A 26,192-nucleotide genomic window follows, 5' to 3' on the forward strand; every position below is an offset into this window, starting at 1 on the left:
GAGTTGAGCAAGACGATGCGCGTCGCGGTGACAGCGCCCTTGAATCTGGAGAATATGATGATGACCACCCCGAAACGTATCCGCGTCCTGGCCGCCGTTCTCGCTGCCGTGATGCCGTTCACCACGGGCGCCGCGGTGTATTCCAAGAGCAAGACCAGCAGCTTCGATGTCACCATGCGTGTCGTGGCTGACTGCACCATCGCCGCCAACGGCATCGACTTTGGCCAGACCGGCGTGATCACCTCTGCAATCACGGGTTCGTCGAACATCAATGTGACGTGCACCAATACCACGCCCTACAACGTGGGTCTGGACGCCGGCACCGGCGCCGGTTCGGCCGGTACCACGCGCTTCCTGAACGGCACCGGCGCGAACGTCGACACGGTCGCCGTCAACCTGTACCGCAACGCCGGTTCTGGCCTGTGGGGCAATACCCAGGGCACCGACACGCTGGCCGGCACCGGTACCGGCAACGCGCAGACGCTGACCGTGTACGGTGAAATCCCGGTCCAGAAGTCGCCGACGCCCGACAACTACAAATCGACGATTACCGCGACCATCTACTTCTGATCGGAATCGTGCATGCGGGGTTACTTCTCCATCGTGCTGGTGGCAGCACTGTGTTCCGGTACGGCAGCGCAGGGCGCCAATCTGCAGATTTCGCCGGTGTCGATCAGCTTCCAGCCGGGGCAGAATGCGGCCGGCATCCAGTTGCAGAACAATGGTGACACGCCGCTGTACGGCCAGGTCCGGGTGTATGCCTGGGACCAGCGTGACGGCGTCGATGCCTTGACCCCGACCACGCAGCTCGTGGCCAGCCCGCCGATCATCGAGATCGCGGGCAAGAGCGCCCAGACGATCCGCCTCGTGCGCCGCGGGGCAGCTGGCACCGCAGCTGGCACCGCAGCTGGCACCGCAGTGACGCCGGGCGGCGCGGAACAGACCTACCGCATCCTGATCGACGAACTGCCGCGCGGCGACACCCAGCAGGGCAATGTCGCGATCCGCCTGCAGTATTCGGTGCCGGCCTTCGTGCTGCCCGTTGACACCCAGGCCGCACCGCAACTCGAATGGAGCACCTTCCAGCGCGCCGGTGCCTGGCACCTGCGCGCCCGCAACACCGGCGCGCTGCATGCGCAGATCGGCGCCACCAGCGTGACGGTCGGCAGTCGCGACGTCGTGCTCAGCAAAGGCTTGCTGGGTTACGCGCTGCCGGGCCGCACGCGCGAATGGGCGCTGCCCGCCGATGTCGCCGGCGCACTGCCGGCGTCGCTCGCCATCGACACCACCGTCAACGCCAAGTCGCAGTCCGCCAAGGCGGCCGTCGCGCGCGACTGACGACCGGGGCAGCCATGCACACGCGCCACCGGGCGTGGCGGGCCCTGCGGTCGTCGTCCCTGTCCACCTGCCTGCTGGCCCTCACCACCACACCCGTTACCCCCATTGCCGCAGCGGCTGCCATGGTCGCTGCCTCGCCCGCCGCGCCCGAAGCGCCGGCTGGTCTCGTCGCCACCCAACCCAACGAACTGTACCTGGACGTCTCGATCGACGGCCAGCCCACGGGCCTGCTTGTCTCCGTGATGCAGGAGGGCGCCAGCCTGCGCATGACGGTCGAGAGCCTGCGCGAACTTGGCCTGGACCCGGCGCGCTTCGGCGTGGCCGACCGCACCGATTTTCTGCTCGACGAGATCGATGGCATGACCTGGCGCTACGACAGTGCTGCCCAGACGCTGGCGCTGACCCTGGCGGATCGCCTGCGCGTTGCGCGCGTGCTCAGCGCGCGCACGGTGCGCGCCAGCGGCGCCGGTCAGGCCAGCCGTGGCATGCTTCTGAATTACAACGTGTTCGCCCAGAGTAGCGGCGGCTCGGTCGCCAGCAACCTCGATCTGCGTTATTTCGACCCGCGCGGCAGCTTGAGCAGCACCGGCGCGGCGATCCTGCGCGGCGAAGAGCGCGGCTACACGCGCTACGACACCACCTGGACCCACGCCGATCAGGACCGCTTGAGCACCGTGCAACTGGGCGACACCGTCACCCCGGCGCTGAGCTGGTCGCGCGCGCTGCGCCTGGGCGGCATCGAGTGGCGCCGCAACTTCGAGCTGCGCCCGGATCTCGTGACCTATCCGGTGGCTTCGATTGCCGGTTCGGCCGTCGTGCCAACCAGCGTGGACCTGTTCGTCAATAACGTGCGCCAGTTCAGCACCAGCGTGCCGACCGGGCCGTTCGTGGTCGACCAGGTGGCGGGCCTGAACGGCGCCGGCCAGGCCACCGTCATCACGCGCGATGCGCTCGGGCGCGAAGTTGCCACCACGCTGCCGCTGTATGTCGACACGCGGTTGCTGGCACGCGGGCTGACCGATTTCGCTGTCTCGCTCGGCGCGCTGCGGCGCGACTACGGGGTGCACTCGTTCCGCTACGGCGGGCCGGCGGCAGTGGGCTCGGTGCGCCACGGCTGGACCGATCGCCTGACACTCGAAGGGCATGCCGAGGCCGGCAAGGGGCAGGTGCTGGTGGGCGGCGGCGTGCTCGCGCGCGTACCCGGCGCCGGTGTGGTCAGTGGCGCGCTGGCGGCCAGCGCCGGCCGCTATCGTGGCTGGCAAGCCACGCTTGGTTACCAGTATGTATCGCCGCGCTTTGCGCTCGACCTGCAATCGATCCGCGCCAGCGCCGGCTTCGGCGACCTGGGCACGCTCGAAGGCACGCCGGTGCCGCGCGCGCTCGACCGGGCCAGCATCAGCACCGCGTTCGGCGGCAACAGCTTCAGCATCAACCTGATCGGGCTGCGCACACCGCTGGTGGCCAGCCTCGTGCCGGTGCTCGACCCGTTCGGCAACCCGCTGGGCGGGCTGACCGCGCTGGCTCAGACCCCGGCCCCGGCCACATCCCAGGTGACGCGCACCGTGTCGCTGGCCTGGTCGCGCAGCGTCGGCCTGCGTGGCTACTTCAGCCTGGGCGCATTCCAGGACCTGGAGCGGCGTGCCGAACGCGGCATCACGGCCACCTTCAGCATGGCGTTCGATTCGCGCGTGGCCGTCAATGCCAATGCGGGGCGCCAGCGCGGCGAGCAGGTGGCATCGGTATCGATGGGGCGCGCGCCGGACTTCGATGGCGGCCTCGGCTGGGCCGTGCAGACTGGCAAGACCGGCGCGCAGCGCTACGACCAGGCCCAGGTGCAATACCTGGGTTCGCACGGTCGCGCGATCGTCTCGACCCAGCGCGTCGGCGACAGCCGCAACACGAGTCTGGATGTCAGCGGCGCCATCGTCGCGATGGACGGCGCCGTGCTCACGGCGCGCAATGTCGGCCGCGGCTTTGCGCTCGTCTCGAGCGGCGTGCCCGGTCTGCCGGTGCTGCAGGACAATCGCCCGATCGGCCGCACCGACCGCAACGGGCGCCTCCTGGTACCCGACCTGCAACCTTACGCCGCCAGCCGGATCGCGATCGATCCGTCGTCGCTGCCGTCCGATACCCGCATCCCGCACACACTGCTCGAGATCGTCCCGCGCCAGAACGCCGGCGTGGTGGCGCGCTTCGCGATCGAGCGTTACGCGGCCGCAACGCTCACGCTGGTGCGCGCCGATGGCACCGTGCCCGACGTCGGCACGCTGGCGCGGCTGGACGGCAGCGAACTGACGGCCATGGTCGGTTACGATGGCGTGCTGTTCGTCGAAGGCTTGCGCGCGCAAAACCGGGTGCGCATCGGCAGCGGCAAGGACCTGTGCGAAGTGCGTTTCGAGTACACGCCGGTAGCGGGCGAACTGCCCGTGATCGGACCGCTGGTTTGCCAGCCACTGCAAGGAGAATGACCTCATGACCGTACTTCGCCGCCCCTTCGCGCCACGCCTGTGCCGCCTGCTCCTGATGACCCTGACCTTGATGCTGTGGTTGCTGGCCGCCACCGCGGCGCGCGCCGACAACTGCGTGGCCGCGATGACCGACGTCGACCTCGGCGTGGTCAGTCCGATCGTGGGCAGCGACGTCACGGCCAGCGGCACGCTGACCGTGACCTGTTACTGGACCATCGGGACCAATCAACTGCTGCTGCCGGCGGCGAACGTGTGCGTCAACCTGGGCGTGGGCCCGGGCGGCGGCACCGGCGCCCCGCGCTACCTGCTCAATGGCAGCAACCGCCTGGCCTTCAATCTGTATACCGACAGCTCGTACACGGCGGCCAAGATCTGGGGCAGTACCGCCAGTACCATCGGCGCCAAGCCGGTGACCTCGACGCTGCTGGGCTTGCTGGGGTTGGGCGGGGTGACGCAAAGCTTCACCGTGTACGGCAAAATCGCGGCGGCGAGCCTGGTGGGCGTGCCCACGGTCGGCAATGCCGACACGGTCTATGGCGCCAGCTTCGCGGGCCACGGCACTATCCAGTACGGCTTTGGCAGCGTGCCGTGCTCGGCCGGCGCCAGTGCGGCATTCTCGTTCCAGGCGCGCGCCACGGCGGTCAACAATTGCCTGATCAGCACCAGCAACCTGGCTTTCGCCAGCGGCAGCCCGATCACCGACCAGCGCATCAGCGCGCCGCTGAGCGTGGCGTGCACCGCCAACAGCACGTATCAGATCGTGCTGAACGGCGGCGTGTCGAACAATCCGGCGGCGCGCACGATGAAGAACAGCGTGACCGGGGAGACGCTGACCTACCGGATCTCGGCCACGCCCGACGGCCCGGCGTGGGGCGACGGACTGGTGGGCACCACGGTCTACAGCGGCATCGGCACCGGCAGTGTGCAGGCCGTCATGATGCACGGTATCGTGCCGCGCCAGCGCGCCCCGACACCGGGCGATTACCGCGATACGGTGACGGTGTTGCTGATGTTCTGATGGAAGGTTGGTGCGCTACTCAAGCAGCGGCTTCGAGTTGGCTGATGAGTTCGCCCAGCGGCATCGGGCGGCAGAACAGGAAGCCCTGCATGCAGGGCTTGCCGTGCGATGCGAGGAACTGCGCCTGTTCCCGGGTTTCGATGCCTTCGGCGACGACGCGCAGGCCGAGCTGGCCGGCCATCGCGAGGATCGATTTGACCAGTGCCGTACCATTCACGTCGTGCGGCATGTCGCGCATGAAGCCCTTGTCGATCTTCAGTTCGTAGAGCGGCATTTTCTGCAGATAGGCCAGGCTCGAGTAGCCGGTGCCGAAGTCGTCGATCGAGAACCGGATGCCCATCCCGGCCAGGATGTTCATCCGCACGACGGTCGCGTCCATGTTCTCGACCAGCAGGCCTTCGGTCAGTTCGAAGATCAGCTGGGTGGCGGGTACGCCGGTTTCGTCCAGCACCGAACGCACCACGTCGACGAAGTCGGCTTGCTGGAACTGGCGCGGGCTGACGTTGATCGACAGCGGCAGCGCGTGGCCGGCATGCGACAGGCGCAGCCAGGACAGGCATGCCTGACGCAGCACCCAGGTGCCCAGCGGTACGATCAGCCCGGTTTTTTCAGCAATCGGAATGAACACATCGGGTGGGACCAGCACGCCGTCGGCACGGCGCCAGCGCAACAGCGACTCCGCACCGATCGGCTGGCCGTCGGGACTGACCTGCAGCTGCAGATGCAGTGCGAACTCGTCGTTGTCGAGCGCGTTGCCCAGATCGCGTTCGAGCATCAGCGTATTTTCGGCAGCGGCAAGCATGGTCGTCTCGAACAGCGCGGCCCCGTTGCGGCCTGCGGCCTTGGCATGGTACATCGCCGTATCGGCTTCGCGCAGCAGGTCCTGCGCAGTGTGTTCGGGGCGGGTAGGCAGCGAAATGCCGACGCTTCCCGAAGACTGGTACACCTGGCCATCGATGTCGACGGGGCTGCGCAGGGCAGTGCCGACGCGCTCTGCCAGCGCCAGCGCAGCCGCAGTGGCCGCGCCGGGGTCGTCGCCAAGATGCTCGGCCAGCACGACGAATTCGTCGCCACCCAGGCGCGCCACGGTGTCACGCCGGTGGACGGTATCGCGCAGGATGCCGGCGACGTGTTTCAGCAAGGCGTCGCCGGTCGCATGGCCGCGTGCGTCATTGACGCTCTTGAAGTTGTCGAGGTCGAGGTACAGCACGGCGCCGATCCCTTCGCCGCGCTGCGCCCTGTCGGTCAGGGCGCTCAGGCGCTCCATCAGCAGGCGCCGGTTCGGCAGTTCGGTCAGCACGTCGTAGAACGCCAGCTTGCGGATCGATTCGGCGGACTGCCGCTTTTCGGTGATGTCGCGGCCGACGGCAACCCAGTGCGTGATCGGTCCGCCCTCGCTGGCGAACGGCACGATATCGACTTCCACCCAGCGCGGTTCGCCGGCTTTCGTGTAATTGACCAGTTGCGCCGATGCGGGTTCGTAACGTGCCATCGCATCCGACAGGGCAGCGACGGTTTCGGTGCTGGTTTCCGGGCCGTGCAGCGCATGCAGGCTGTGCCCGATGATTTCGTCGACCCGATACCCGCTGTGGCGCTCGAACGCGGCGTTGGCGAAGATGATCGGTTGGTGCGAGGCTTTGCCGGGAATCGCCTGGACGATCAGCACCATGTCGTGCAGGCCCGCGAGTGCCGCCGAGGTCAGGCGCCATTCCTGGTTCACACGGCGCAGTGCGATGCGTTCCTGCTCGAGGGACTCGGACGCTGCGTCGGCCTTGTTCAGCGAGCGCGACAAGCCTTTGAGCACGCTGCCCGCCGTCAGCGTGCCCAGGGTGCCCACGCACACATAGTTCAGCGCGAAAATCAGCACGCCCACGGCCGAGTCACGAGCGAAGTTACCAATCGTCAGCTCGCTGTAACCAGCTATGCCAAGCACGACCATCGCCAGCGCACCGGCCCCGATCGTGACATACGCAGCGCGCTGGCCCAGCAGGATCACGGCGATGACAGGGGTTGCGAGAAGGTAGCAAAGGCCGACCGCGCCGACCGTCACCATCGAACCGACTGCCACGAAAAACATCATGGCAAGGAAGCTGACGACCCTGGCCGTGTGCGACAGGCGGTCCAGACGCCAGATCGCCAGGATCCATGCCAGTGCAACCGTGTCCATCAGGGCGACCTGTGGGTAGCCCTGGTAGGCGGCGACCAGCGCGTTTGGCACGGCAACGACCAGCGCCAGTACCAGCACGGCCGACATCAGCCTGGCAAACGCGCGGACGCGCCACCGAAGCAGTTCCCGATTGATTCTATGAGGCATCCAAGCTGTCCATGACGATAATCGTTATCATTTTAATTTCATATGGGAAACATTCTATCACTTTGTATCCCGATTCAATTGACCGCCCGGCACCTGTTCCCGGCACTGTTGCGCATTTGCGACCTGTGCCGCCAAGTCGTCATGCTCATTGGTCAGGCAGGCGTTGTAAGTAATGAACAGAGCACGAATTTACATTCTTTTCGGCAATACATTTTTCGCGATAACTATTAAGCTGTCGGGAAATAATCTCACCTGTCGTATTCCACCTGACCATGCCGCCTACCGCCGATCCCAACTTGCTTCGCCTGCAACACCTCGATGAGCGGCGCACACCGCTGGTCGTACGGTCGATCATTCTCATGGCCGGCTTTTGCCTGTTGCTGATCGGCCTGCACGCGTGGAGCCTGTGGGCGTCGCGCCAGGGCGAACTGGACCAGACGGCGATCAGCACAGAAAACATGGCACGCGCACTGGCGTCCCACGCCGAGCGCTCGCTGACGGTGGCCGACTCGGTTCTGGCGGAGATGGTGGAACGGGTCGAGCAGTCAGCAACCACGCCGCTCGACCTTCGGCGCCTGCATGCACGGATGGCGCGCATTACCCGCACCAGCGAGGAAGTGCGCGAGCTGTTCATCTATGACGCCGATGGCAAGCGTCTGGCGACCTCGCTGCCATCGGTGCTACCGGGCAGCAATATGGACCGCGAGTTTTTCCGTTACCACATGACCCATACCGACCTGGGCACGCGGATCGGCAAGCCGATCTTCAGCCGCTCCACCGGCGTCCAGACGATTCCCGTGTCGCGCCGGATCAACCGCCCTGATGGCAGTTTCGGCGGCGTCGCGATGGCATCGCTCAATCTCGATTACTTCGGCAAGTTCTATGACAGCTTCGACGTCGGCCGCACCGGCACGATCATCCTGGCCATCGATGACGGCACCTTGCTGTACCGCCGCCCGTTCAATGCCGTGATGGTGGGAACCAGCATCAGCAACGGTCCCGTATTCCAGACGTATGCCAAATCGGGGCCGGTCGGCACGGCGATGATGACCTCCAGGATCGATGGTGTCGAACGCCTGTACAGTTACCGCCACCTGGACGGCTTTCCGCTGCTGGTGGCGACAGCCCAGTCGAAGGACGAAATCCTGGATGGCTGGTGGATGGCGGTGATCAAGATGAGCTGCGTGGTCGTGTTTGCCGTGTGCATGCTCGGCTGGGGAGGGCACCGCATGATCAGCCAGTTGCGCCTGCGCGAGGCGCTGGAGTCCGAACTGCGCGCGGCGCGCAGCGCGCTCGAATTGCACAATGTATCGCTGCGCCACCTGGCCGACGTCGACGCCATGACCGGGCTGGCCAACCGGCGCCGCTTCGATGAAGTGCTCGCCGTGGAATACGAACGCGGGCGGCGCAGCGGGCTGCCGTTTTCAATGATCCTGCTCGATGTCGATCATTTCAAGAAGTTCAACGACTTGTATGGTCACGTCGCCGGCGACGACTGCCTGCGCCGGGTGGCGGGGGCAATCGCCTCGGGGCCCCGGCGTCCGACCGACCTGACGGCGCGCTACGGTGGCGAAGAATTCGCGATCATCCTGCCGGACACCGACAATGAGGGCGCCCGCGCGGTGGCCGAGAACATCCGCTGCGCCGTGCAGGCGCTTGGCCTGGCGCACGAGGGGAGTGCCTATGGCCACGTCTCCATCAGTCTTGGCGTGCATACCTGCAATCAGGCCGAGCCCACCTGCGGGACGCCGCTGGCCTGCATCGAGGCGGCCGACCGCCTGCTGTACCAGGCCAAGATGGACGGGCGTAATCGCCTGGTCACCGCGGCATAGGCGCCGGATCGGGAAAGCCCCATGATTGCCGCAGATTGTCGGGACATCCGCTGGACATGGCACGGCGCCAGGGCAATCGCTCGTCTATACTGTATTGATGATACCGATGCCCCGCAGGACCCCATGAAGCGACGCACCCGACGTCGAACCGTATGATGACCAACACGGACAATGTTGCCAAAAAAGTGATCCTGGTGGTCGACGATCTCGCGTTCGACGCCGAATTCACGCTGCAGGCGTTGGGAAAGTACGAGGGCCGGTTCGAGGTCGATGTCGCGTGCGACGGCTGGGATGCGCTGGTACTGATGAAGGACCGTCATTTCGACCTGATCCTGATGGACCTGAAGATGCCGCGGATGGACGGATTCGAGACGATGATCCTGATGCGGGGCTACCAGTTGCAGTACAACGTACCTTTGATCATCCTGACCAACTCGGATCTCGAGGCCGATCGCGCGCGGGCACGCCAGCTTGGCGCCGCCGACTATGTCCACAAGTCGGCCGACCTGGCGCAGTACAAATCCCTGCTGCAGGCCACTGTCGAAAAGCACGTGCACATCTGATGCTTGCCGGCGCGGCCGGCGCGGCCGGCGCCGCCAGGTTCAGGGCCGCTTCAGGCGGCCGACGATGCTCGCGACCTTGGTGGTGATCATGTCCACTGCCGGGCCGTTCGCGCCATGGGGCAGGATCACGTCGGCATTGCGCTTGGTGGGCTCGATGAACTGCTTGTGCATCGGGCGGACCGTGTCCAGATACTGGCCGACGATGCTCTCCAGCGTACGCCCGCGTTCCGCGATATCGCGCTGCATGCGGCGGATGAAGCGCACGTCCGACGCCGTATCGACAAAGATCTTCAGCGACATCATGTCGCGCAGGTCGGCGTCATACAAGGCAAACAACCCTTCGACAACGATCACCGGGGCCGGTTTGACGGGGATGGTCTTGTCCGAACGGTTGTCGATCGTGAAATCGTATTCGGGCATCGCAATCGTTTCGCCACTACGCAAGGCCTGGACGTGCTGGATCAGCAATGGCCAGTCGAACGCATGTGGATGATCGTAGTTCTGCTTGCGCCGTACTTCAGGGGGGAGATCAGACTGGTCGCGGTAGTAATCGTCCTGCATCACGATCGAGACCATGTCGGCGCCAAACGACGCCAGGACTTGCTGGGACACCGTGGACTTGCCACTGCCGCTGCCGCCGGCGACACCGATGACGAACGGCGTAAAGGGAATGGGGTTCATTCCTGCATGATACCGGAGAGGCGCGCAGGCCGACAGGGCAGGGCCGGCGATGGCCTTGCGCAAATGTCAGTGGGTCAGAAGTAGACGGTAACGCGGCCGGCGTCCGGGCCGGCGCTGTGCAGCATTGGTGCAGCCGGGGCATCGAGGAGATACGGTGTGGCCGGGCTGGCGCACTGCACCTGCACTGCGGCGTCGGCATTGATCGAGCAGGTTGCCACCACCGTCAGGCGCGCTTCGAAGCTTGCCGAGACCACGTGCGCATCCGCGCCGACCGACAGGGTCAGGGTGGCGGTGGCCAGGAGAGCAGCAAGGAAACGGAAGGAGCGCGACATGCTTTGTGTTCGGGGCAGGTAGCCGGTAGATGATCGATGAAGACCATCATAGCCACTTTGACGGCGGCGTGCGCGAACGCAGTGCAGGATGATGCGCCAGGTATAGGTAGCGGTATTTCGGGTTTGGCGGTATTTACTTGCCGGTTCGGCGGGATGCGTTTCACTGGCCAGCGATTAGCGCCCGAACAGTTGCAATAAAAATAAAAATGATTGTCGTTTTTGCTGGTTTGTAGAAAATTAGAGAATAGTTTCTAAAAGCAATATTAGTTTCAAAAAGTAAATATCAAGCCGTATTTTCAGGGAGATCTGCCAGCAAACCCGTTACTGCGTCGATCAATTCGATCGGACTGAAGGGCTTGACAATGTACAGGTCGGCGCCGGCATCCATGCCGGCGGCAACGTCGCTCTGCTGGCCACAAGCCGAGAGAAGCACGATCTTGACGCCCGCATTGGCGGGATCCTGCCGCAGTTGGGCGCAGGCCTCGAGGCCGCTGGCGCCGGGGCCAAGCCAGATGTCGAGCACGACCACGTCGGGCCGCTCGGCGGCAAACAGGGCGAGCGCCTGTTCGGCGTTGGCTGCTTCGACGATACGGCCCAGCGTTTGCAGGCTCAGCGAGATCAGCAGACGCAGTTCATCCTGATCATCGACGACAAGAATGGTGTTAGCAGGCATCGGCGCGCTCCCACTGGCGATACCGGATGCATGCGCCAACCCGGGCGGGTAGCAGCGTCGGAAGGGCGGGCAGGAAGGCCTGGAGGACGGTCATGGGTGGGCTGGCATGGAAGGCGCGTCGGTGCGCCGAGCATAGCAGTTCAGTTCGCGATCAAGCGCGCGCCAGGCCGTGTTCGACAGCGGCCCGCAGTTCGCCAAACGGCACCGGTTTGGGGAAGACCGGGATATCCACGGGCAAGCCCATGGCCTTGATCGTCGCACGGTCCAGGCCGCTGACCACGATCATGCTCATGCCGGCGCTGCCGCTGTCCTCGCGCAGCGTGCGGATCATGCGGAACCCGTCCATGCCCGGCATGTTCAGGTCGCTGACCAGCAGGTCAGGGCGCTCTTCACCGATGCGGATCAGGGCCTCGAAGCCATTGTTGGCCTTGACGACGTCCAGATCCATGCCCCAGCCCGCCATTTCGAGCTCGTACAGGCGCAGCATCAGGGGATCATCGTCCACCACCAGCACGCGGCGCGTCGTCGATGCAGGGGCGACCGGCGCCGCCGGGCGCGGTGCGTGGGCGGCGATGGCAATCCGGCGCCCGTCGACCAGGCGGTTGACCGATTCGAGCGTGATGCGGCGATGGCCGCCTGCCGTGCGCCACGCCTGCAGCGTGCCGTTCTCCACCCACAGTTGCACCGTGCGGTGCGACACGCCAAGGACAGCAGCTGCTTCCTTGGTCGAGCAATACTCCGCAGCGTTGTACGGTACGGCCGGCTGCAGGTCGAGTGAATTTTTCATATTTGCCGATGTTACGTTTTAAGTTTCCCAAAGTCAAAATAGTTAACCCGGAAAATGACAAATTTCCAAACCAAAAGTCGTTATCTGGTAACGCCAACGGGGAGCATAGCGCATTGACAAGTTCTTGGGTACATCAGAGTGCTGGATGCCCGTACAGTGGTTTCAGGCGAGTGTCAGTTGTTACTTTACGTCAATATTATTCTTTGCTTTGCGCCGGCACAAACGTAACGACAGTGTTTCCAAATGAGGCCTGACCTTCACTCTTACTGCTAAGTCCCTAATTTAAAGGAATATTTTGAATTGTCGAGTACCCTTAAGATGCACCTAAGTCATTGGTTTCATTGGCAAAATTAGAAAAGTGCCGTTGGGAATTCGCTTGACCGTCAACATTGCTTCCACTAAAGTGGGAAACAGTGTGAAAAAGTGTCGATTTGTGGGAAGAAATCCAGATCCCGGCGCCAGACAACAACGACCAACCGAATTTTCCAAGCTAGGCATATACGTGTTCCAGGGCGCGTCAGCAATCAATCTCGATGCAAAAGGCCGGATGTCCATCCCGGCCAAGCATCGTGACGCCCTGACACTCCAGTGCGAAGGTCGCGTGACGCTGACCAAGCACCCGCAAGGCTGCCTGCTGTTTTTCCCGCGCCCGGTGTGGGAAGAGCATCGCAAGCAGATTGCTGCCTGGCCGATGTCGGCCCGCGCATGGCAGCGTATTTTCCTAGGCAATGCCGTCGATGTCGAGCTTGACAGCGCCGGACGCATCCTGATCTCCCCCGAGCTGCGCGCTGCAGCCGGGCTCGAGAAGGAAGTGATGATGCTCGGCATGGGCAGTCACTTCGAAATCTGGAACGCCGCCAGGTTGGCCGAGGACGAGGCCGCAGCCGTGGCTGGCGGCATGCCGGATGTACTTTCCAATTTTTCTTTCTGAGGCGCCGATGACGGATTCTTTGACGGTGCCTGATTATCAGCATCGCACGGTGCTACTTGACGAAGCAGTCGATGCGCTCGATCTGGTGGGCGCGCGTGCTTCGGGTACGTATGTAGATGGGACCTTCGGCCGGGGCGGTCACAGCCGCCTGCTGCTGTCACGCCTGGCGCCGGAAGGGCGCCTGATCGCGTTCGACAAGGACCCGCAAGCCATTGCAACTGCGGAGCAGATCGACGATCCGCGCTTCTGCATTGTTCACGACAGCTTTGCCACGATGGCCGACGCGCTTGCCGCGCGCGGCATTCATCAGGTCGACGGCATCCTGCTCGACCTGGGCATTTCGTCGCCCCAGGTCGACGACGCCAGCCGCGGCTTCAGCTTCCGCCAGGACGGCCCCCTCGATATGCGCATGGACACCACGCGCGGCATGTCGGCGGCCGAATGGGTCGCGACGGCAGAGCAAAACCATTTGGAAAAGGTGATACGCAATTATGGAGAAGAGCGGTTTGCTTTTCAGATTGCAAAGGCGATTGTTGCTCGCCGCGCAGTCGAACCAATTTCAAGCACACGACAGCTTGCCGCAATCGTGGCAAACACGGTCAAAAGCAGGGAAAAAGGCAAAGATCCGGCAACCAGGACCTTTCAGGCTATCCGGATTTTCATCAATCAAGAGCTTGAAGACCTCGAAGCGGGGTTGACGGCGGCCTACAGCATGCTCGCGCCCGGTGCGCGCATGTCGGTGATCAGCTTTCACTCGCTGGAAGACCGCATGGTCAAGCAGTTCTTCGCATCGAAGGCCAATGTCGAGCAACCGGACCGGCGTCTGCCGATCCGCGCGGTTGACCTGCCGCAGCCGTTGATGAAGCTGATCATGAAGACCAAGCCATCGGACGCCGAAGTAGCGGACAACCCGCGCTCGCGCTCGGCCGTGCTGCGCGTCGCCGAACGTCTGGGAACGCCGACATGAGCGTGAAGGTCAACGTGTTTCTTACCACGCTGCTGGTCGGCTGCGCGCTGTCGGTCGTGAACGCCCGCTACCAGGCGCGCCACCTCCTGATCGAACTCGAACGCCTGCAGCAGCACGCGCACCAGCTCGACGTCGACTGGGACCAGCTTCAGCTCGACCAGTCGCGCCTGGCCAAGAACGACCGCATCGAGCAGATCGCCCGCGCCGAGTTGAACATGGCGCCGGTGACGCCGGCCCGTACCCAATACCTGACCGAAGGCGCCCCATGACGCGCGGTGCTTCCAAATCCGGCGCACGCGTTGCTGCCTCGAAGGGCGTTGCATTCACCAAGAGTCCGGTGCTCGCCGTGCGCCTGCCCGACTGGCGCTCGCGCATGGTGCTGTTCGTCCTGTTCGCGTCGTTTGCCGCGCTGGGCGCGCGCGCCGTCTGGCTGCAGGGCGTGTCGAACCAGTTCCTGCAAAGCCAGGGCAAGAGCCGCTACGAGCGCACGCTCGAACTGCCGGCCACCCGTGGCCGCATCCTCGACCGCAACGGCGCCGTGCTGGCCACGTCGCTGCCGGTGCGCGCCGTGTGGGCGATCCCCGAAGACGTGCTGGCCTCGCCGCCGGAAAAAATCACCGCACTGGCCAAACTGCTGGGCATGCCCGAAGCCGACATCCGCAAGAAGCTCGACTCGGACCGCACCTTCGTCTACCTGAAACGCCAGGTCGAAATGCCGGTGATCGCCGAAATCGAAAAGCTCAAGATCAATGGCCTCGACACGCGCAAGGAATACAAGCGCTTCTACCCGCAGGGCGAAGTCGTCACCCACCTGGTCGGTTTCACCAACGTGGAAGACAAGGGCCAGGAAGGCATGGAGCTGCAACACCAGAAAACGCTGATGGGCGTGCCTGGCAGCCGCCGCGTGATCAAGGACCGCCTGGGGCACATCGCCGAAGATCTGGGCATGTTCCGCGAGCCGCACCAGGGGCGCGACCTGACGCTGTCGGTCGACAGCAAGCTGCAGTACATTGCGTTCACCAGCATCAAGAACGCGGTCGAGAAATTCAATGCGAAGGCCGGCGCCGCCGTGGTGCTCGACGTCCATACGGGCGAGGTGCTGGCGCTGGCGAACTACCCGACCTACAACCCGAACGACCGTTCCAAGCTGACCGGCGAGCAGCTGCGCAACCGCGTCATCACCGACACGTTCGAGCCGGGTTCGACGATCAAGCCGATTACCATCGGCCTGGGCCTGGATACAGGCCGCATCACGCCCGACACGGTGTTCGACAACAACCCGGGCTGGATGACGATTACCGGCAAGCGCATTCGCGATACCCACAACTACGGCGTGCAGACGGTCAGCGGCATCATCCAGAAGTCGTCGAATATCGGCGCCGTCAAGGTGTCCCAGCGCATTCCGGCGCAGGAAATGTGGGAGATGTACACCAAGGTCGGCTACGGCCAGGCGCCGCGTTTCGGCTTCCCGGGCGCAACCGCCGGCCGCGTGCGGCCATGGAAATCGTGGCGCCCGATCGAGTACGCGAACATGGCCTTCGGCCACGGCCTGTCGGTCTCGCTGCTGCAGATGGCGCGCTCGTACATGATTTTCGCGCGCAACGGCGACATCATTCCGCTGTCATTCGTGAAGATCAACGAAGAGCCGGTCGGCCAGCAGGTGATTTCGCCGAAGACCGCAGCCCAGGTGCGCACGATGCTCGAATCGGTGGTCGGCCCGCAAGGCACGGCGTCCAAAGCGCAGGTGGCCGGCTACCGCATCGGCGGCAAGACCGGTACGGCGGAAAAGATCGTCAATGGCCGCTATTCGCGCACCAACAACATCGGCTATTTCGCCGGCATCGGGCCGATGTCCAAGCCGCGCTTCATCATTGCGGTGATGGTCGACGATCCGAGCGGCGCCCTGCGCACCGGCGGCAGCGTGGCCGCACCGACGGCCGCCGACCTGTTTGCCAGCGCGCTGCGCGCAGCCAACGTACCGCCCGATTCCTCCATCACGGACATCATCATTCCGGAAGTCCCACTCGAGGAGAGCATGTGATGCGCCCCAGCCTGAACGACATCCGCAGCTGGATCGCCGCCGCCGCACCGGGCGGCCGTCTCGTTTCCGACTCGCGCCGCGTGCAGCCGGGCGACGTGTTCTTTGCCTATCCGGGCGACGCGCAGGATGGCCGCCGCTTCATTGGCGCTGCTGCCGACGCGGGCGCCGCCGCGATCGTGTATGACGACGTGGACTTCGCATGGGACGATGCGATTGCCACCCCACGCCTGGCCGTGGCCGGCCTCAAGCAACTGGCCGGTCCGATCGCGCACGCGGTGCTGGGCCAGCCGGACAACGCGATGTTTACCGTCGCCGTCACCGGCACCAACGGCAAGACCTCGTGCGCGTTGTGGACCGCGCAAGCGCTGGCGCGCCTGGGCGAGACTGCTGGCGTGATCGGCACGCTGGGCGTGGGCGTCATCGCGCCCAAGGCCAGGACCGAAGCGCAGTTCGACGTCACCGGCTACACGACGCCGGACGCGGTGCTGCTGGCGCAGACGTTGGCGGAGCTGAACGGCAAGGGCGTCACGGCGCTGGCAATCGAAGCCTCGTCGATCGGCCTGGTGCAAGAGCGCACGGCCGGCATGCATGTCGACGTCGCAATCTTCACGAATCTGACGCGCGACCACCTCGACTTCCATGGCGACATGGCCAGCTACGAGGCGGCCAAGGTCAAACTGTTCGAGTGGCCGGGCCTGAAGCACGCGGTCGTGAACCTCGACGATGCAGCCGGGCAGCGTCTGGTGGCGCACCTGCGCACGAATTTCCCGGCACTGGCAGTCACCGGCTATACGCTGGACGCCACTGCTGCTGTGCCGGATGGCGTGGCCGTCCTGCGCGCCAGCGGCATGCGCAGCAAGAACGCCGGCACCGAATGCCAGGTCGAGACGCCCGCAGGCAGCGCGACCATCCGCAGCCGCCTGGTGGGCAACTACAACGTGAGCAACACGCTGGCGGTGCTGGGCGCCTTGCTGGCGCGCGGCGTGCCGCTCAAAAGTGCGGTCGAGGCGATCGAATCGCTGGTGCCGGCGCCGGGGCGCATGCAGCAGATGGGCGGGCAGGATGCGCCGATGGTCGTGATCGACTACGCACACACGCCGGACGCACTGGAAAAAACCCTGGACGCGCTGCGCCAGGTGGCGGCTGACCGCGGCGGCCAGCTGTGGTGCGTGTTCGGCTGCGGGGGCGATCGCGATCCGGGCAAGCGCCCGCAGATGGGCCGCATCGCGCAGACCGCCGACCACGTGCTGGTTACCAGCGACAACCCGCGCAGCGAAGAACCAGCGGCCATCATCGCCCAGATCGTGGCGGGGATGGATGCCAATGCCCCGGCCTCGCGCCTGCAGACGGTGGAAGACCGCGCGTCGGCCATTCTGCTGGCCGTGAAACAGGCGGCCAAGCAGGACGTGATCCTGCTGGCCGGGAAGGGCCATGAGCCCTACCAGGAAATCAAGGGACGCAAGATGCCGTTTTCGGATACGGACCACGCTTCGCTGGCATTGACGGCGCGGCTTACCATGTTGAGGACGCATTGATGCAAGGTACGTTGGCAAAACTCGTGGCAGCCATTCCCGGCGCACGCCTCGTCGGCGCGGATGTCGCCTTTGGCGGCGTGTCGACCGACAGCCGCAAGGTCGACGCCGGCGCGCTGTTTGTCGCGCTGCGCGGCGAGTCGTTCGACGCCCACGATTTCCTCGACCAGGTCGCAGCGCGCGACGTGGCCGCCGTCGTGGTGTCATCGCTGCCGGAAGGCTGGACGCTGCCGGCGATCGTCGTGCCCGACACGCTGGTTGCGCTGGGCCGCATTGCGCATGCCTGGCGCACGGGGTTCGATCTGCCCGTCATCGGCGTCACCGGCAGCAATGGCAAGACGACGGTCAAGGAAATGATCGCATCGATTTTGGCCGCGGCGGTGGGCGAGAGCGCGCGCCTGGCCACGCAGGGTAATCTGAACAACGAGATCGGCGTGCCGCTCACGCTGTTTCGCCTGACGGCAGCCCATCGCGCGGCGGTAGTGGAGCTGGGCATGAACCATCCGGGCGAGATCGCCCGCCTGGCGGCCATTGCCGCGCCGACGGTCGCATTGGTGAACAATGCCCAGCGCGAGCACCAGGAATTCATGCACACGGTGGAAGCGGTGGCGCGCGAGAATGGCGCGGTGCTGCAGGCCCTGGGCCCGCACGGCGTGGCCGTGTTCCCGGGTGACGACCTGTATACTGCGCTGTGGCGCGGCCTGGCCGCGTGTGACGTCATCACGTTTGGCCTCTCTGACGCCTGCGACGTGCGCGCCGACTACACGAGCAACGGCTTCGGCAGCGACCTGCAGGTGAGTGCGCGCGGCGCGCAGTTTGCCATCAAGCTGGCCGCGGCTGGCGAACACAATGTGCGCAACGCGCTGGCCGCGATTGCCTGCGCTTTGGGCGCTGGCATCGACCAGGACGCCATCGTGCGCGGGCTCGAAGCCTTCGCACCAGTCGGCGGGCGCCTGCAGCGCAAGCAGGCCGCCGGCGGCGCGACTGTCATCGACGACACCTACAACGCCAATCCCGATTCGATGCGCGCCGCCATCGACGTGCTGGCCGCGTATCCCGCGCCGCGCATCCTGGTGGTGGGCGACATGGGTGAAGTCGGCGCGCAGGGAAAAGAATTTCACGAAGAAATCGGGGCTTACGCACAGACGCGTGGCATCGACACCGTGCTCGCGACGGGCGAGCTGGCGCGCCATCTGGCCGCGTCGGGAGCACAGCATTACGAGCAGTTCGACGAGTTATTGGCAGCACTGGATAAAAAACTGGGCAGCAATACGGACGCGACTGTGCTGGTGAAGGGCTCGCGTTTCATGAAAATGGAACGCGTGGTCCAGCACCTGACCGGATCAACCCCCCTTGGCAAGGACGCCCACTAATATGCTTCTCTGGCTCGCACAATACTTTCAGGACTATCTCGGTCCGCTGCGCGTGTTTAACTACCTCACGTTCCGCGCGGTGTTCGCCACCATCACGGCCATTACCATCGGCCTGGTGGCCGGCCCGATCGTCATCCGCAGACTGACCGAACTGAAAGTCGGCCAGGCCGTGCGTACCTACGGCCCGCAAAGCCACCTGACCAAGCACGGCACCCCGACGATGGGCGGCGTGCTGGTCCTGATCGCGATCGGCATCTCGACGCTGCTGTGGTGCGACCTGTCGAACCGCCTGATCTGGCCGGTGCTGGTCGTGACGATGGGCTTCGGCGCCGTCGGCTGGGTCGACGACTACCGCAAGGTGGTCTACAAGGACCCGGAAGGCATGCGCTCGCGCGAGAAATACTTCTGGATGTCGCTGATCGGCATCGCATCTGCTCTTTATTTGGCGTTCTCGGTCTCGGCCGCCAACCCGTGGGAAGTCGCGCAACTGTTCTACGCCTGGGTGCAGTCGGGCTTCTCGATGAGCCTGCCGCCAAAGGCCGACCTGATCGTCCCGTTCTTCAAGACCATCAGCTATCCGCTGGGCGTCTGGGGCTTCATCGCGCTGACCTATTGCGTGATCGTGGGCGCATCCAACGCCGTGAACTTCACCGACGGCCTCGATGGCCTGGCGATCATGCCGACCGTGATGGTCGGCGCGGCCCTGGGCCTGTTCGCGTATCTCACCGGCAGCGTGACGTTCTCGAAATACCTGTTGATCCCGTACATCCCGGGCGCCGGCGAACTGCTGATCTTCTGCGGCGCGATGGCTGGCGCGGGCCTGGCCTTCCTGTGGTTCAACGCGCACCCGGCCCAGATGTTCATGGGCGACGTCGGCGCGCTGGCCCTCGGCGGCGCGCTGGGCACCATCGCCGTCATCGTGCGCCAGGAAATCGTCCTGTTCATCATGGGCGGCGTGTTCGTGGCCGAAACGCTGTCGGTGATCATCCAGGTGACCTGGTTCAAGTATACGAAGAAGCGCTATGGCACCGGCCGCCGCGTATTTTTGATGGCGCCGCTGCACCACCACTTTGAACAAAAGGGCTGGAACGAAACCAAGGTCGTGGTCCGCTTCTGGATCGTGACCATCGTGCTGATCCTGGTTGGCCTCTCTACATTGAAACTGCGTTAATGAACTACGACGGCAAACTCGCACTGGTACTGGGCCTCGGTGAATCGGGGCTCGCGATGGCGCACTGGCTCGCGCGGGGCGGCGCACGCGTGCGCGTGGCCGATACGCGGCTTGAGCCGCAACGCCTGCCGGCGCTGCGCGCGGCCGCGCCGGATGCGCAGTTCGTTGCTGGGGAATTTGGCGCGGACCTGCTCGATGGCGTCGACTTTGTCGCCGTCAGCCCGGGCCTGGCACCTAGCCGCGAACTGGCCGCCATCATGCCTGCCGCTGCTACGCGCGATATCCCCGTCTGGGGCGAGATCGAACTGTTTGCCCAGGCGCTGGCGCACCTGCGCGAGACGAGCGGCTACGCGCCGAAGGTCATCGCGATCACAGGCACCAACGGCAAGACGACGGTGACGAGCCTGACCGGCCTGCTGTGCCGCCGCGCGGGTTTGACCGCGCGCGTGGCCGGCAATATCAGCCCGGCCGCGCTGGACGTGCTGCGCGAGTCGATCGATGCCGATGAACTGCCGCAAGCCTGGGTGCTGGAGTTGTCCAGCTTCCAGTTGCACACAACGTTCAGTCTCAAGGCCGACGCTGCGACGGTGCTGAACCTGACCCAGGACCACCTCGACTGGCACGGCACGATGGATGCCTACGCAGCGGACAAGGCGCGCATCTTCGGCCCGGATACCGTGCGCGTCTTGAATCGCGACGATGCACGCGTGATGCGCATGGCGGTCGATGCGCCGCTGTTCACCTTCGGTACCGATGAACCGAAGGATGCCGACAGCTTCGGCCTGATCGAAGAGCGCGGCGTGCTGTGGCTGGCCAATGCCGTGGCGGGCGAAGCGAGCGACAGGAAACTCAAACGCGGCGAAATCCGCGAACAGGTCGACGCCATCGTGAACCGCCTGATGCCGGCCGATGCTTTGAAGATTCGCGGCCTGCACAATGCTGCCAACGCGCTGGCTGCGCTGGCCCTGTGTCGCGCCTGCGGCCTGCCGCTCGCGCCGCTGCTGCATGGCTTGCGCGAGTATGCGGGCGAACCGCACCGCGTCGAGCTGGTCGCCACCATCGACGGCGTCGACTATTACGACGACAGCAAGGGCACCAATGTCGGCGCCACCGTCGCTGCGCTGCAGGGCCTGGGCAAGGCGTTTGCCGGCGCCGACCAGCAGATCCTGTTGATCGCCGGTGGCGACGGCAAGGGGCAGGACTTTTCGCCACTGGCCCAGCCCGTGGCGGCGTATGCCCGCGCCGTGCTGCTGATCGGCCGCGATGCGCCGGCCGTGCGCGCCGCGATCGATGCGACCGGCGTGCCGGCGTTCGACCTCGACGACCTTCCGCAGGCAGTGCGCCGCGCGGCGGGTCTGGCGCGTTCTGGCGATGCAGTATTACTTTCCCCTGCATGCGCCAGCCTGGACATGTTCACGAACTACGCGCATCGCGCGCAGGTGTTCGTCGAGACCGTACGCGACATCGCACTCGATAAAGGGCAGGAGATCTGATGGCCTTCCAGCTGCCCTTCAAGTTTTCCGGCAATGCCGTCGACGCCACCGTCGACGGGCGCAGCCGGCCGTCCAAAATGATGGACTACGACCAGCCGCTGGTCTGGGTCACGCTGCTCCTGATGCTGTTCGGGATGGTGATGGTGTACTCGGCGTCGATTGCGCTGCCCGATTCGCCGAAATTCCGCTACCTGCAGGACCGCAACGAATACTTCCTGTACCGCCAGGCGGTCTACATCCTCGTCTCGATGGTGGCCGCCGCTATCGTGTTCCGCGTACCGATCGCGGTCTGGCAGCGGCATGCGCCGATGATTTTTATTGGCACGCTGGTGCTGCTGGTACTGGTCCTGATTCCGGGCCTGGGCGTGTCGGTCAACGGCGCGCGCCGCTGGCTGTCGCTGAAGGTGTTCATGGTGCAGCCGTCCGAAATCATGAAGATCGCCGTGGTGCTGTACGCGGCCGACTTCACGGTGAGGAAGCAAGAGTACATGCACAAGCTGACCAAGGGCTTCGTGCCGATGGTCGTGGCCATTGGCCTGGTGGGCGGCCTCTTGCTGATGGAGCCGGATCTGGGCGCCTTCGGCGTGATCGTCTGCATCGCGATGGGCATCCTGTTCCTGGGCGGGATCAACATCATCTGGTTCGGCGGCATTGGCGCGCTGCTGGTCGTGATCTTCAGCGCGATCATCGCGCTGTCGCCATTCCGCCGTGCGCGCATGTTTGCTTACCTGAACCCGTGGGAAGAGGGCAATGCACTGGACAAGGCGTACCAGCTGACCCACTCGCTGATCGCGTTCGGACGCGGCGAATTTTTCGGCGTGGGCCTGGGCGGCTCGGTCGAAAAACTGTTCTACCTGCCCGAAGCGCACACCGACTTCATCATGGCCGTGATTGGCGAAGAGCTGGGCCTGGTCGGCGTGCTGGTCGTGGTGGCGATGTTCTACTGGCTCGTCAAGCGCGCCTTCGACATCGGCCGCCAGGCGATTGCGCTCGAACAGGTGTTTGCTGGTCTTGCTGCGAAAGGCATCGGTATCTGGATCGGCGTGCAGACCTTCATCAACATGGGCGTGAACCTGGGCCTGTTGCCAACCAAGGGCCTGACCTTGCCGCTGATGAGCTTTGGCGGCTCTGGCGTGCTGTTCAACTGCGTCGGCCTGGCGATTTTGCTGCGCATCGATTACGAGAATCGCGTGCGCATGCGCGGGGGCCGCACATGACCAAAAAACTGATGATCATGGCTGCCGGTACCGGTGGCCACATCTTCCCCGGCATCGCGATTGCGCAGACGATGCGCGCGCGCGGCTGGGAAGTGAGCTGGCTGGGCACCGCGCATGGCATGGAAACCGATCTGGTGCCGAAAGCCGGCATCGCGATGGACACGATCGACTTCGCCGGCCTGCGCGGCAAGGGCCTGGCGCACACGCTCAAGGGCGCGTTCAAGATGGCGGCTGCCTTTGCGACCTGCCGGCGCTACCTGGCCGCGCGCCGGCCCGACGTGGTGCTGGGCATGGGCGGTTACGTCACGGTGCCGGGCGGGGTGATGGCGCGCGCCGCCGGCATCCCGCTGGCCCTGATCAATGCCGACGCCGCGCTGCTGCTCTCGAACAAAACGCTCACACCACTGGCGCAGCGCGTGCTGTTCGGCTTCCCGGCCGATTTCGGCAAGGCGGCCGGCAAAGCGGTCGTCACCGGCAACCCGGTGCGCCAGCAGATCCTCGATCTGCCAGCGCCCGCCGAACGCTTCGCCGGTCGCACGGGCGTGCTGCGCGTGCTGGTCGTGGGCGGCAGCCTGGGCGCCAAGGTGCTCAACGATGGCGTGCCGGCAGCCCTGGCCCTGATCGACCCGGCTGCGCGGCCGGTCGTCACGCACCAGTCGGGCAAGAAGAACATCGATGCGCTACGCGCCGCGTATGCGCAGGCAGGCGTGCAGGCCAATGTGGTCGACTTCATCGACAATATGGCGGCGGCGTATGCCGACGCCGATCTGGTGATCTGCCGCGCCGGCGCGATCACGGTGTCCGAACTGACGGCGGCCGGCGTGGCCAGCGTGCTGGTGCCGTTCGTGGCCAGCACCACGAGCCACCAGCGCGACAACGCCATCTGGATGGACGGGCAAGGCGCGGCCGTGCACCTGCCGCAGGGTGAATTGAATCCACAGCGACTGAAAAGTCTGCTGCAAACGACGCGCGAACAATGCCTGGCCATGGCGCAGGCGGCGGCGCGCGTCGGCCAGCGCGACGCCAATGAGGCGATCGCGCGCGAACTCGAACAACTGGCAGCAAGGGTAAAAGCAGCATGAAACACAAGATCAAGAACATCCACTTCGTGGGCATCGGCGGCAGCGGCATGAGCGGCATCGCCGAAGTGCTGCTCAATCTCGGCTACCAGGTGTCGGGCTCGGACCTGGGCAGCAATGCCGCCAGCCAGCGCCTGGCCGACCTGGGCGCGACCGTGCACCTGGGCCACCACGAAGACAATGTGGCGGGCGCCGATGTGGTCGTGACCTCGACCGCCGTGAACGAAGCCAACCCGGAAGTGGTTGCCGCCCGCACAAATAAAGTGCCGGTGGTGCCGCGCGCGATCATGCTGGGCGAGCTGATGCGCCTGAAGCGCGGCATCGCGATTGCGGGCACGCACGGCAAGACGACGACCACCAGCCTGGTCGCGTCGGTGCTGGCGCAGGGCGGGCTCGATCCGACCTTCGTCATCGGTGGCCGCCTGACCGCCGCCGGCGCCAATGCGGCGCTGGGCAGCGGCGACTACATCGTGGCCGAAGCCGATGAGTCGGATGCGTCGTTCCTGAACCTGTCGCCGATGATCGAAGTGATCACGAACATCGACGCCGATCACATGGAAACCTACGAGCACGACTTCGAGAAGCTCAAGAGCGCGTTCGTCAATTTCACGCACCGCCTGCCGTTCTACGGCCGCGTGATGCTGTGCATCGACGACAAGCATGTACGCGAGATCCTGCCGCAGGTGACCAAGCCGGTCACCACCTACGGTTTTTCGATCGATGCCGAAGTGCGCGCGCTGGATGCCTACGCCGACGGCACGCACATGCACTTCACCGTGCGCCAGGAAGGCTATCCGGACACGAAGTTCGTGCTGAACCAGCCCGGCATGCACAACGTTCTGAATGCCTGCTCGGCGATTGCCATCGCGCGCGAAATCGGTATCGACGACGCGGCCACCGCGCAGGGCCTGCTGGAATTTCGCGGCGTGGGCCGCCGCTTCACGCGCTACGGCGACGTGGCTTTGGCGTCCGGCGGCAGCTTCACGCTGGTGGACGACTTCGGCCACCACCCGGTGGAAACCGAAGTCACGCTGGCCGCCGCACGCGCCGCCTACCCGGGCCGTCGCCTCGTGCTGGCGTTCCAGCCGCACCGCTACAGCCGCACGCGCGACCTGTTCGAAGACTTCGTGAAGGTGCTGGCCACGCCGGACGTGCTGCTGCTGGCCGACGTGTATCCGGCCGGTGAGGCGCCGATCGTGGCCGCCGACGGGCGCGCCCTGGCGCGTGCACTGCGCACTTCCGGCAAGTTGGAGCCGATCTTCGTCGAGTCGATCGCCGACATGCGCGACGCCATCCTGAACGTGGCACGTGACGGCGACGTCGTGCTGACCATGGGCGCCGGCTCGATCAGCGGCATTCCGCAACAACTGACCACAGCGAAAGGCTGACCATGACGACGACCATTCAACTTCTCGATGCCACCGTCTTCGGCAAGGTCGGCGTCCTGTTCGGCGGCCGTTCGGCCGAGCGCGAAATCTCGCTCATTTCCGGCGAAGGCGTGCTGCAGGCCCTGAAAAGCCGCGGCATCGATGCGCACCCGTTCGATCCGGGCACGCACAGCCTGGCCGACCTGGCCGCGCAGGGTTTTGACCGCGTCTTCATTGCGCTGCACGGCCGCTACGGCGAAGACGGCAGCCTGCAGGGCGCCCTCGAGCAGCTCGGTATTCCGTACACCGGCAGCGGCGTGATGGCCTCGAGTGTCGGCATGGACAAGATCACCACCAAGAAGCTGTGGCTGATGGAAGGTGTGCCGACGCCGAAGTACGCGACGGTCGACGCCGACACCGATCTGGATGCGCTGGTGGCCGAACTGGGCCTGCCGCTGATCGTCAAGCCGCCGCTCGAAGGCTCGAGCATCGGCATCACCAAGGTCACCGACCGTGCGCAGCTGGCGGACGCGATCGCGCTCGTGGCCAGCATGGACGATGCGGTGCTGATCGAGCAGTTCGTCACCGGCCGTGAATTCACGGTCGCCGTGCTGGGGCAGGGCGCCGGCGCCCGCGCGCTGCCGATCGTCGAGATCGTCGCGCCCGAAGGCAAGTACGACTACCAGAACAAGTACTTCACCGACGACACGCAATACCACTGCCCGGCGCCGCTGCCCGACGAACTGACGCAGGAGATTCAGCGTCACGCCGTGAACGCCTACCGCGCGCTGGGCTGCGAAGGCTGGGGGCGCGTGGACGTGCTGGTGCGCGAGAGCGACATGCGTCCGTTCCTGCTCGAGGTGAACACGTCCCCGGGCATGACGACGCACTCGCTGGTGCCGATGGCGGCGCGCGCGGTGGGCATCGGCTACGAAGACCTGTGCGTCGAGATCCTGCGCTCGGCGCGGCTCAAGATGGGCAACCGGGGTGCGAAACCCGACGTGAAGGACTGATA

Annotated in this window: 23 protein-coding genes; 18 read left to right on the plus strand and 5 right to left on the minus strand. The window is 65.0% G+C overall.

Annotated elements, in window-relative coordinates:
• The first annotated feature begins 57 nt into the window (after positions 1 to 57).
• The 4 genes from AC56LY_RS01165 to AC56LY_RS01180 are packed head-to-tail and all read left to right on the plus strand — an operon-like array spanning position 58 to position 4,824.
• Complete coding sequence (locus AC56LY_RS01165) at positions 58 to 570, plus strand: Csu type fimbrial protein (RefSeq protein WP_499581905.1); 513 nt, start codon at positions 58 to 60, stop codon at positions 568 to 570.
• Between the two features lie 12 nt (positions 571 to 582).
• Positions 583 to 1,338, plus strand: coding sequence for a fimbrial biogenesis chaperone (locus AC56LY_RS01170; RefSeq protein WP_499575752.1), 756 nt, complete (start codon positions 583 to 585; stop codon positions 1,336 to 1,338).
• 14 nt (positions 1,339 to 1,352) lie between these two features.
• Positions 1,353 to 3,806, plus strand: coding sequence for a fimbria/pilus outer membrane usher protein (locus AC56LY_RS01175; protein ID WP_499575755.1), 2,454 nt, complete (start codon positions 1,353 to 1,355; stop codon positions 3,804 to 3,806).
• 4 nt (positions 3,807 to 3,810) lie between these two features.
• The gene (locus AC56LY_RS01180; RefSeq protein ID WP_499575758.1) at positions 3,811 to 4,824 is read left to right on the plus strand and encodes a Csu type fimbrial protein; all 1,014 of its coding nucleotides are present in this window, start codon (positions 3,811 to 3,813) and stop codon (positions 4,822 to 4,824) included.
• 19 nt (positions 4,825 to 4,843) lie between these two features.
• On the opposite strand, the gene AC56LY_RS01185 is transcribed toward AC56LY_RS01180, so the two are convergent.
• Positions 4,844 to 7,138, minus strand: a complete 2,295-nt coding sequence (locus AC56LY_RS01185) for a putative bifunctional diguanylate cyclase/phosphodiesterase (protein WP_499575761.1) — start codon at positions 7,136 to 7,138, stop codon at positions 4,844 to 4,846.
• Between the two features lie 296 nt (positions 7,139 to 7,434).
• On the opposite strand from AC56LY_RS01185, the gene AC56LY_RS01190 reads away from it, so the two are divergent.
• The gene (locus AC56LY_RS01190) at positions 7,435 to 8,970 is read left to right on the plus strand and encodes a sensor domain-containing diguanylate cyclase (RefSeq protein WP_499575763.1); all 1,536 of its coding nucleotides are present in this window, start codon (positions 7,435 to 7,437) and stop codon (positions 8,968 to 8,970) included.
• A gap of 152 nt (positions 8,971 to 9,122) precedes the next feature.
• Positions 9,123 to 9,533: a response regulator gene (locus AC56LY_RS01195; protein WP_499575765.1), complete on the plus strand. Its 411-nt coding sequence runs from the start codon at positions 9,123 to 9,125 to the stop codon at positions 9,531 to 9,533.
• 39 nt (positions 9,534 to 9,572) lie between these two features.
• Here AC56LY_RS01195 and udk read toward each other — a convergent pair whose 3' ends face one another.
• The 4 genes from udk to AC56LY_RS01215 all read right to left on the minus strand — a co-directional run bounded on the left by udk (position 9,573) and on the right by AC56LY_RS01215 (position 12,006).
• Entirely contained in the window at positions 9,573 to 10,214 is a 642-nt protein-coding gene (udk, locus tag AC56LY_RS01200; RefSeq protein ID WP_499575767.1) for a uridine kinase, read from the minus strand.
• A 74-nt stretch (positions 10,215 to 10,288) separates the two neighbouring features.
• Positions 10,289 to 10,546: a hypothetical protein gene (locus AC56LY_RS01205; RefSeq protein ID WP_499575770.1), complete on the minus strand. Its 258-nt coding sequence runs from the start codon at positions 10,544 to 10,546 to the stop codon at positions 10,289 to 10,291.
• A 283-nt stretch (positions 10,547 to 10,829) separates the two neighbouring features.
• Positions 10,830 to 11,219 carry a response regulator transcription factor gene (locus tag AC56LY_RS01210; RefSeq protein ID WP_499575773.1) on the minus strand — a complete coding sequence of 130 codons (390 nt, stop codon included), beginning with the start codon at positions 11,217 to 11,219 and terminating at the stop codon, positions 10,830 to 10,832.
• A gap of 151 nt (positions 11,220 to 11,370) precedes the next feature.
• On the minus strand, positions 11,371 to 12,006 hold the full coding sequence (locus AC56LY_RS01215) for a response regulator (protein ID WP_499575776.1): 636 nt from the start codon (positions 12,004 to 12,006) through the stop codon (positions 11,371 to 11,373).
• A gap of 502 nt (positions 12,007 to 12,508) precedes the next feature.
• On the opposite strand from AC56LY_RS01215, the gene mraZ reads away from it, so the two are divergent.
• The 12 genes from mraZ to AC56LY_RS01275 are packed head-to-tail and all read left to right on the plus strand — an operon-like array spanning position 12,509 to position 26,190.
• Positions 12,509 to 12,937 (plus strand): division/cell wall cluster transcriptional repressor MraZ, encoded by a 429-nt coding sequence (gene mraZ / locus AC56LY_RS01220; protein WP_499581906.1) that lies wholly within the window; start codon positions 12,509 to 12,511, stop codon positions 12,935 to 12,937.
• A gap of 7 nt (positions 12,938 to 12,944) precedes the next feature.
• Positions 12,945 to 13,904 carry a 16S rRNA (cytosine(1402)-N(4))-methyltransferase RsmH gene (gene rsmH, locus AC56LY_RS01225; protein WP_499575778.1) on the plus strand — a complete coding sequence of 320 codons (960 nt, stop codon included), beginning with the start codon at positions 12,945 to 12,947 and terminating at the stop codon, positions 13,902 to 13,904.
• On the plus strand, positions 13,901 to 14,173 hold the full coding sequence (gene ftsL, locus AC56LY_RS01230; protein WP_499575782.1) for a cell division protein FtsL: 273 nt from the start codon (positions 13,901 to 13,903) through the stop codon (positions 14,171 to 14,173). Before rsmH ends, ftsL begins: the two co-directional genes overlap by 4 nt.
• Entirely contained in the window at positions 14,170 to 15,945 is a 1,776-nt protein-coding gene (locus AC56LY_RS01235; RefSeq protein ID WP_499575784.1) for a peptidoglycan D,D-transpeptidase FtsI family protein, read from the plus strand. Before ftsL ends, AC56LY_RS01235 begins: the two co-directional genes overlap by 4 nt.
• Positions 15,945 to 17,480 carry a UDP-N-acetylmuramoyl-L-alanyl-D-glutamate--2,6-diaminopimelate ligase gene (locus tag AC56LY_RS01240; RefSeq protein WP_499575786.1) on the plus strand — a complete coding sequence of 512 codons (1,536 nt, stop codon included), beginning with the start codon at positions 15,945 to 15,947 and terminating at the stop codon, positions 17,478 to 17,480. Before AC56LY_RS01235 ends, AC56LY_RS01240 begins: the two co-directional genes overlap by 1 nt.
• On the plus strand, positions 17,480 to 18,850 hold the full coding sequence (locus tag AC56LY_RS01245) for a UDP-N-acetylmuramoyl-tripeptide--D-alanyl-D-alanine ligase (protein ID WP_499575789.1): 1,371 nt from the start codon (positions 17,480 to 17,482) through the stop codon (positions 18,848 to 18,850). Before AC56LY_RS01240 ends, AC56LY_RS01245 begins: the two co-directional genes overlap by 1 nt.
• Position 18,851: 1 nt before the next feature.
• Positions 18,852 to 20,021 (plus strand): phospho-N-acetylmuramoyl-pentapeptide-transferase, encoded by a 1,170-nt coding sequence (gene mraY, locus AC56LY_RS01250; RefSeq protein WP_482897495.1) that lies wholly within the window; start codon positions 18,852 to 18,854, stop codon positions 20,019 to 20,021.
• The gene (gene murD / locus AC56LY_RS01255; RefSeq protein WP_499575791.1) at positions 20,021 to 21,514 is read left to right on the plus strand and encodes a UDP-N-acetylmuramoyl-L-alanine--D-glutamate ligase; all 1,494 of its coding nucleotides are present in this window, start codon (positions 20,021 to 20,023) and stop codon (positions 21,512 to 21,514) included. The genes mraY and murD overlap by 1 nt, the downstream gene beginning before the upstream one ends.
• Entirely contained in the window at positions 21,514 to 22,731 is a 1,218-nt protein-coding gene (ftsW, locus tag AC56LY_RS01260; RefSeq protein ID WP_499575792.1) for a putative lipid II flippase FtsW, read from the plus strand. Before murD ends, ftsW begins: the two co-directional genes overlap by 1 nt.
• On the plus strand, positions 22,728 to 23,813 hold the full coding sequence (murG, locus tag AC56LY_RS01265; protein ID WP_499575794.1) for an undecaprenyldiphospho-muramoylpentapeptide beta-N-acetylglucosaminyltransferase: 1,086 nt from the start codon (positions 22,728 to 22,730) through the stop codon (positions 23,811 to 23,813). Before ftsW ends, murG begins: the two co-directional genes overlap by 4 nt.
• The gene (gene murC, locus AC56LY_RS01270) at positions 23,810 to 25,198 is read left to right on the plus strand and encodes a UDP-N-acetylmuramate--L-alanine ligase (RefSeq protein ID WP_499575797.1); all 1,389 of its coding nucleotides are present in this window, start codon (positions 23,810 to 23,812) and stop codon (positions 25,196 to 25,198) included. The genes murG and murC overlap by 4 nt, the downstream gene beginning before the upstream one ends.
• 2 nt (positions 25,199 to 25,200) lie before the next feature.
• On the plus strand, positions 25,201 to 26,190 hold the full coding sequence (locus tag AC56LY_RS01275) for a D-alanine--D-alanine ligase (protein WP_499575801.1): 990 nt from the start codon (positions 25,201 to 25,203) through the stop codon (positions 26,188 to 26,190).
• Positions 26,191 to 26,192 lie beyond the last annotated feature (2 nt).

The sequence above is a fragment of the Telluria sp. ZT3P25 genome, from assembly GCF_059685895.1.

Coding starts and splice junctions, on each gene's coding strand:
- AC56LY_RS01195 (WP_499575765.1), top strand. CDS start 9,123: ATGATGACCAACACGGACAATGTTGCCAAAAAAGTGATCCTGGTGGTC.
- murD (WP_499575791.1), top strand. CDS start 20,021: ATGAACTACGACGGCAAACTCGCACTGGTACTGGGCCTCGGTGAATCG.
- AC56LY_RS01205 (WP_499575770.1), bottom strand. CDS start 10,546: ATGTCGCGCTCCTTCCGTTTCCTTGCTGCTCTCCTGGCCACCGCCACC.
- murG (WP_499575794.1), top strand. CDS start 22,728: ATGACCAAAAAACTGATGATCATGGCTGCCGGTACCGGTGGCCACATC.
- murC (WP_499575797.1), top strand. CDS start 23,810: ATGAAACACAAGATCAAGAACATCCACTTCGTGGGCATCGGCGGCAGC.
- AC56LY_RS01185 (WP_499575761.1), bottom strand. CDS start 7,138: ATGCCTCATAGAATCAATCGGGAACTGCTTCGGTGGCGCGTCCGCGCG.
- AC56LY_RS01245 (WP_499575789.1), top strand. CDS start 17,480: ATGCAAGGTACGTTGGCAAAACTCGTGGCAGCCATTCCCGGCGCACGC.
- AC56LY_RS01210 (WP_499575773.1), bottom strand. CDS start 11,219: ATGCCTGCTAACACCATTCTTGTCGTCGATGATCAGGATGAACTGCGT.
- AC56LY_RS01235 (WP_499575784.1), top strand. CDS start 14,170: ATGACGCGCGGTGCTTCCAAATCCGGCGCACGCGTTGCTGCCTCGAAG.
- rsmH (WP_499575778.1), top strand. CDS start 12,945: ATGACGGATTCTTTGACGGTGCCTGATTATCAGCATCGCACGGTGCTA.
- AC56LY_RS01170 (WP_499575752.1), top strand. CDS start 583: ATGCGGGGTTACTTCTCCATCGTGCTGGTGGCAGCACTGTGTTCCGGT.
- AC56LY_RS01240 (WP_499575786.1), top strand. CDS start 15,945: ATGCGCCCCAGCCTGAACGACATCCGCAGCTGGATCGCCGCCGCCGCA.
- AC56LY_RS01180 (WP_499575758.1), top strand. CDS start 3,811: ATGACCGTACTTCGCCGCCCCTTCGCGCCACGCCTGTGCCGCCTGCTC.
- mraY (WP_482897495.1), top strand. CDS start 18,852: ATGCTTCTCTGGCTCGCACAATACTTTCAGGACTATCTCGGTCCGCTG.
- AC56LY_RS01215 (WP_499575776.1), bottom strand. CDS start 12,006: ATGAAAAATTCACTCGACCTGCAGCCGGCCGTACCGTACAACGCTGCG.
- ftsL (WP_499575782.1), top strand. CDS start 13,901: ATGAGCGTGAAGGTCAACGTGTTTCTTACCACGCTGCTGGTCGGCTGC.
- udk (WP_499575767.1), bottom strand. CDS start 10,214: ATGAACCCCATTCCCTTTACGCCGTTCGTCATCGGTGTCGCCGGCGGC.
- AC56LY_RS01275 (WP_499575801.1), top strand. CDS start 25,201: ATGACGACGACCATTCAACTTCTCGATGCCACCGTCTTCGGCAAGGTC.
- AC56LY_RS01175 (WP_499575755.1), top strand. CDS start 1,353: ATGCACACGCGCCACCGGGCGTGGCGGGCCCTGCGGTCGTCGTCCCTG.
- ftsW (WP_499575792.1), top strand. CDS start 21,514: ATGGCCTTCCAGCTGCCCTTCAAGTTTTCCGGCAATGCCGTCGACGCC.
- AC56LY_RS01165 (WP_499581905.1), top strand. CDS start 58: ATGATGACCACCCCGAAACGTATCCGCGTCCTGGCCGCCGTTCTCGCT.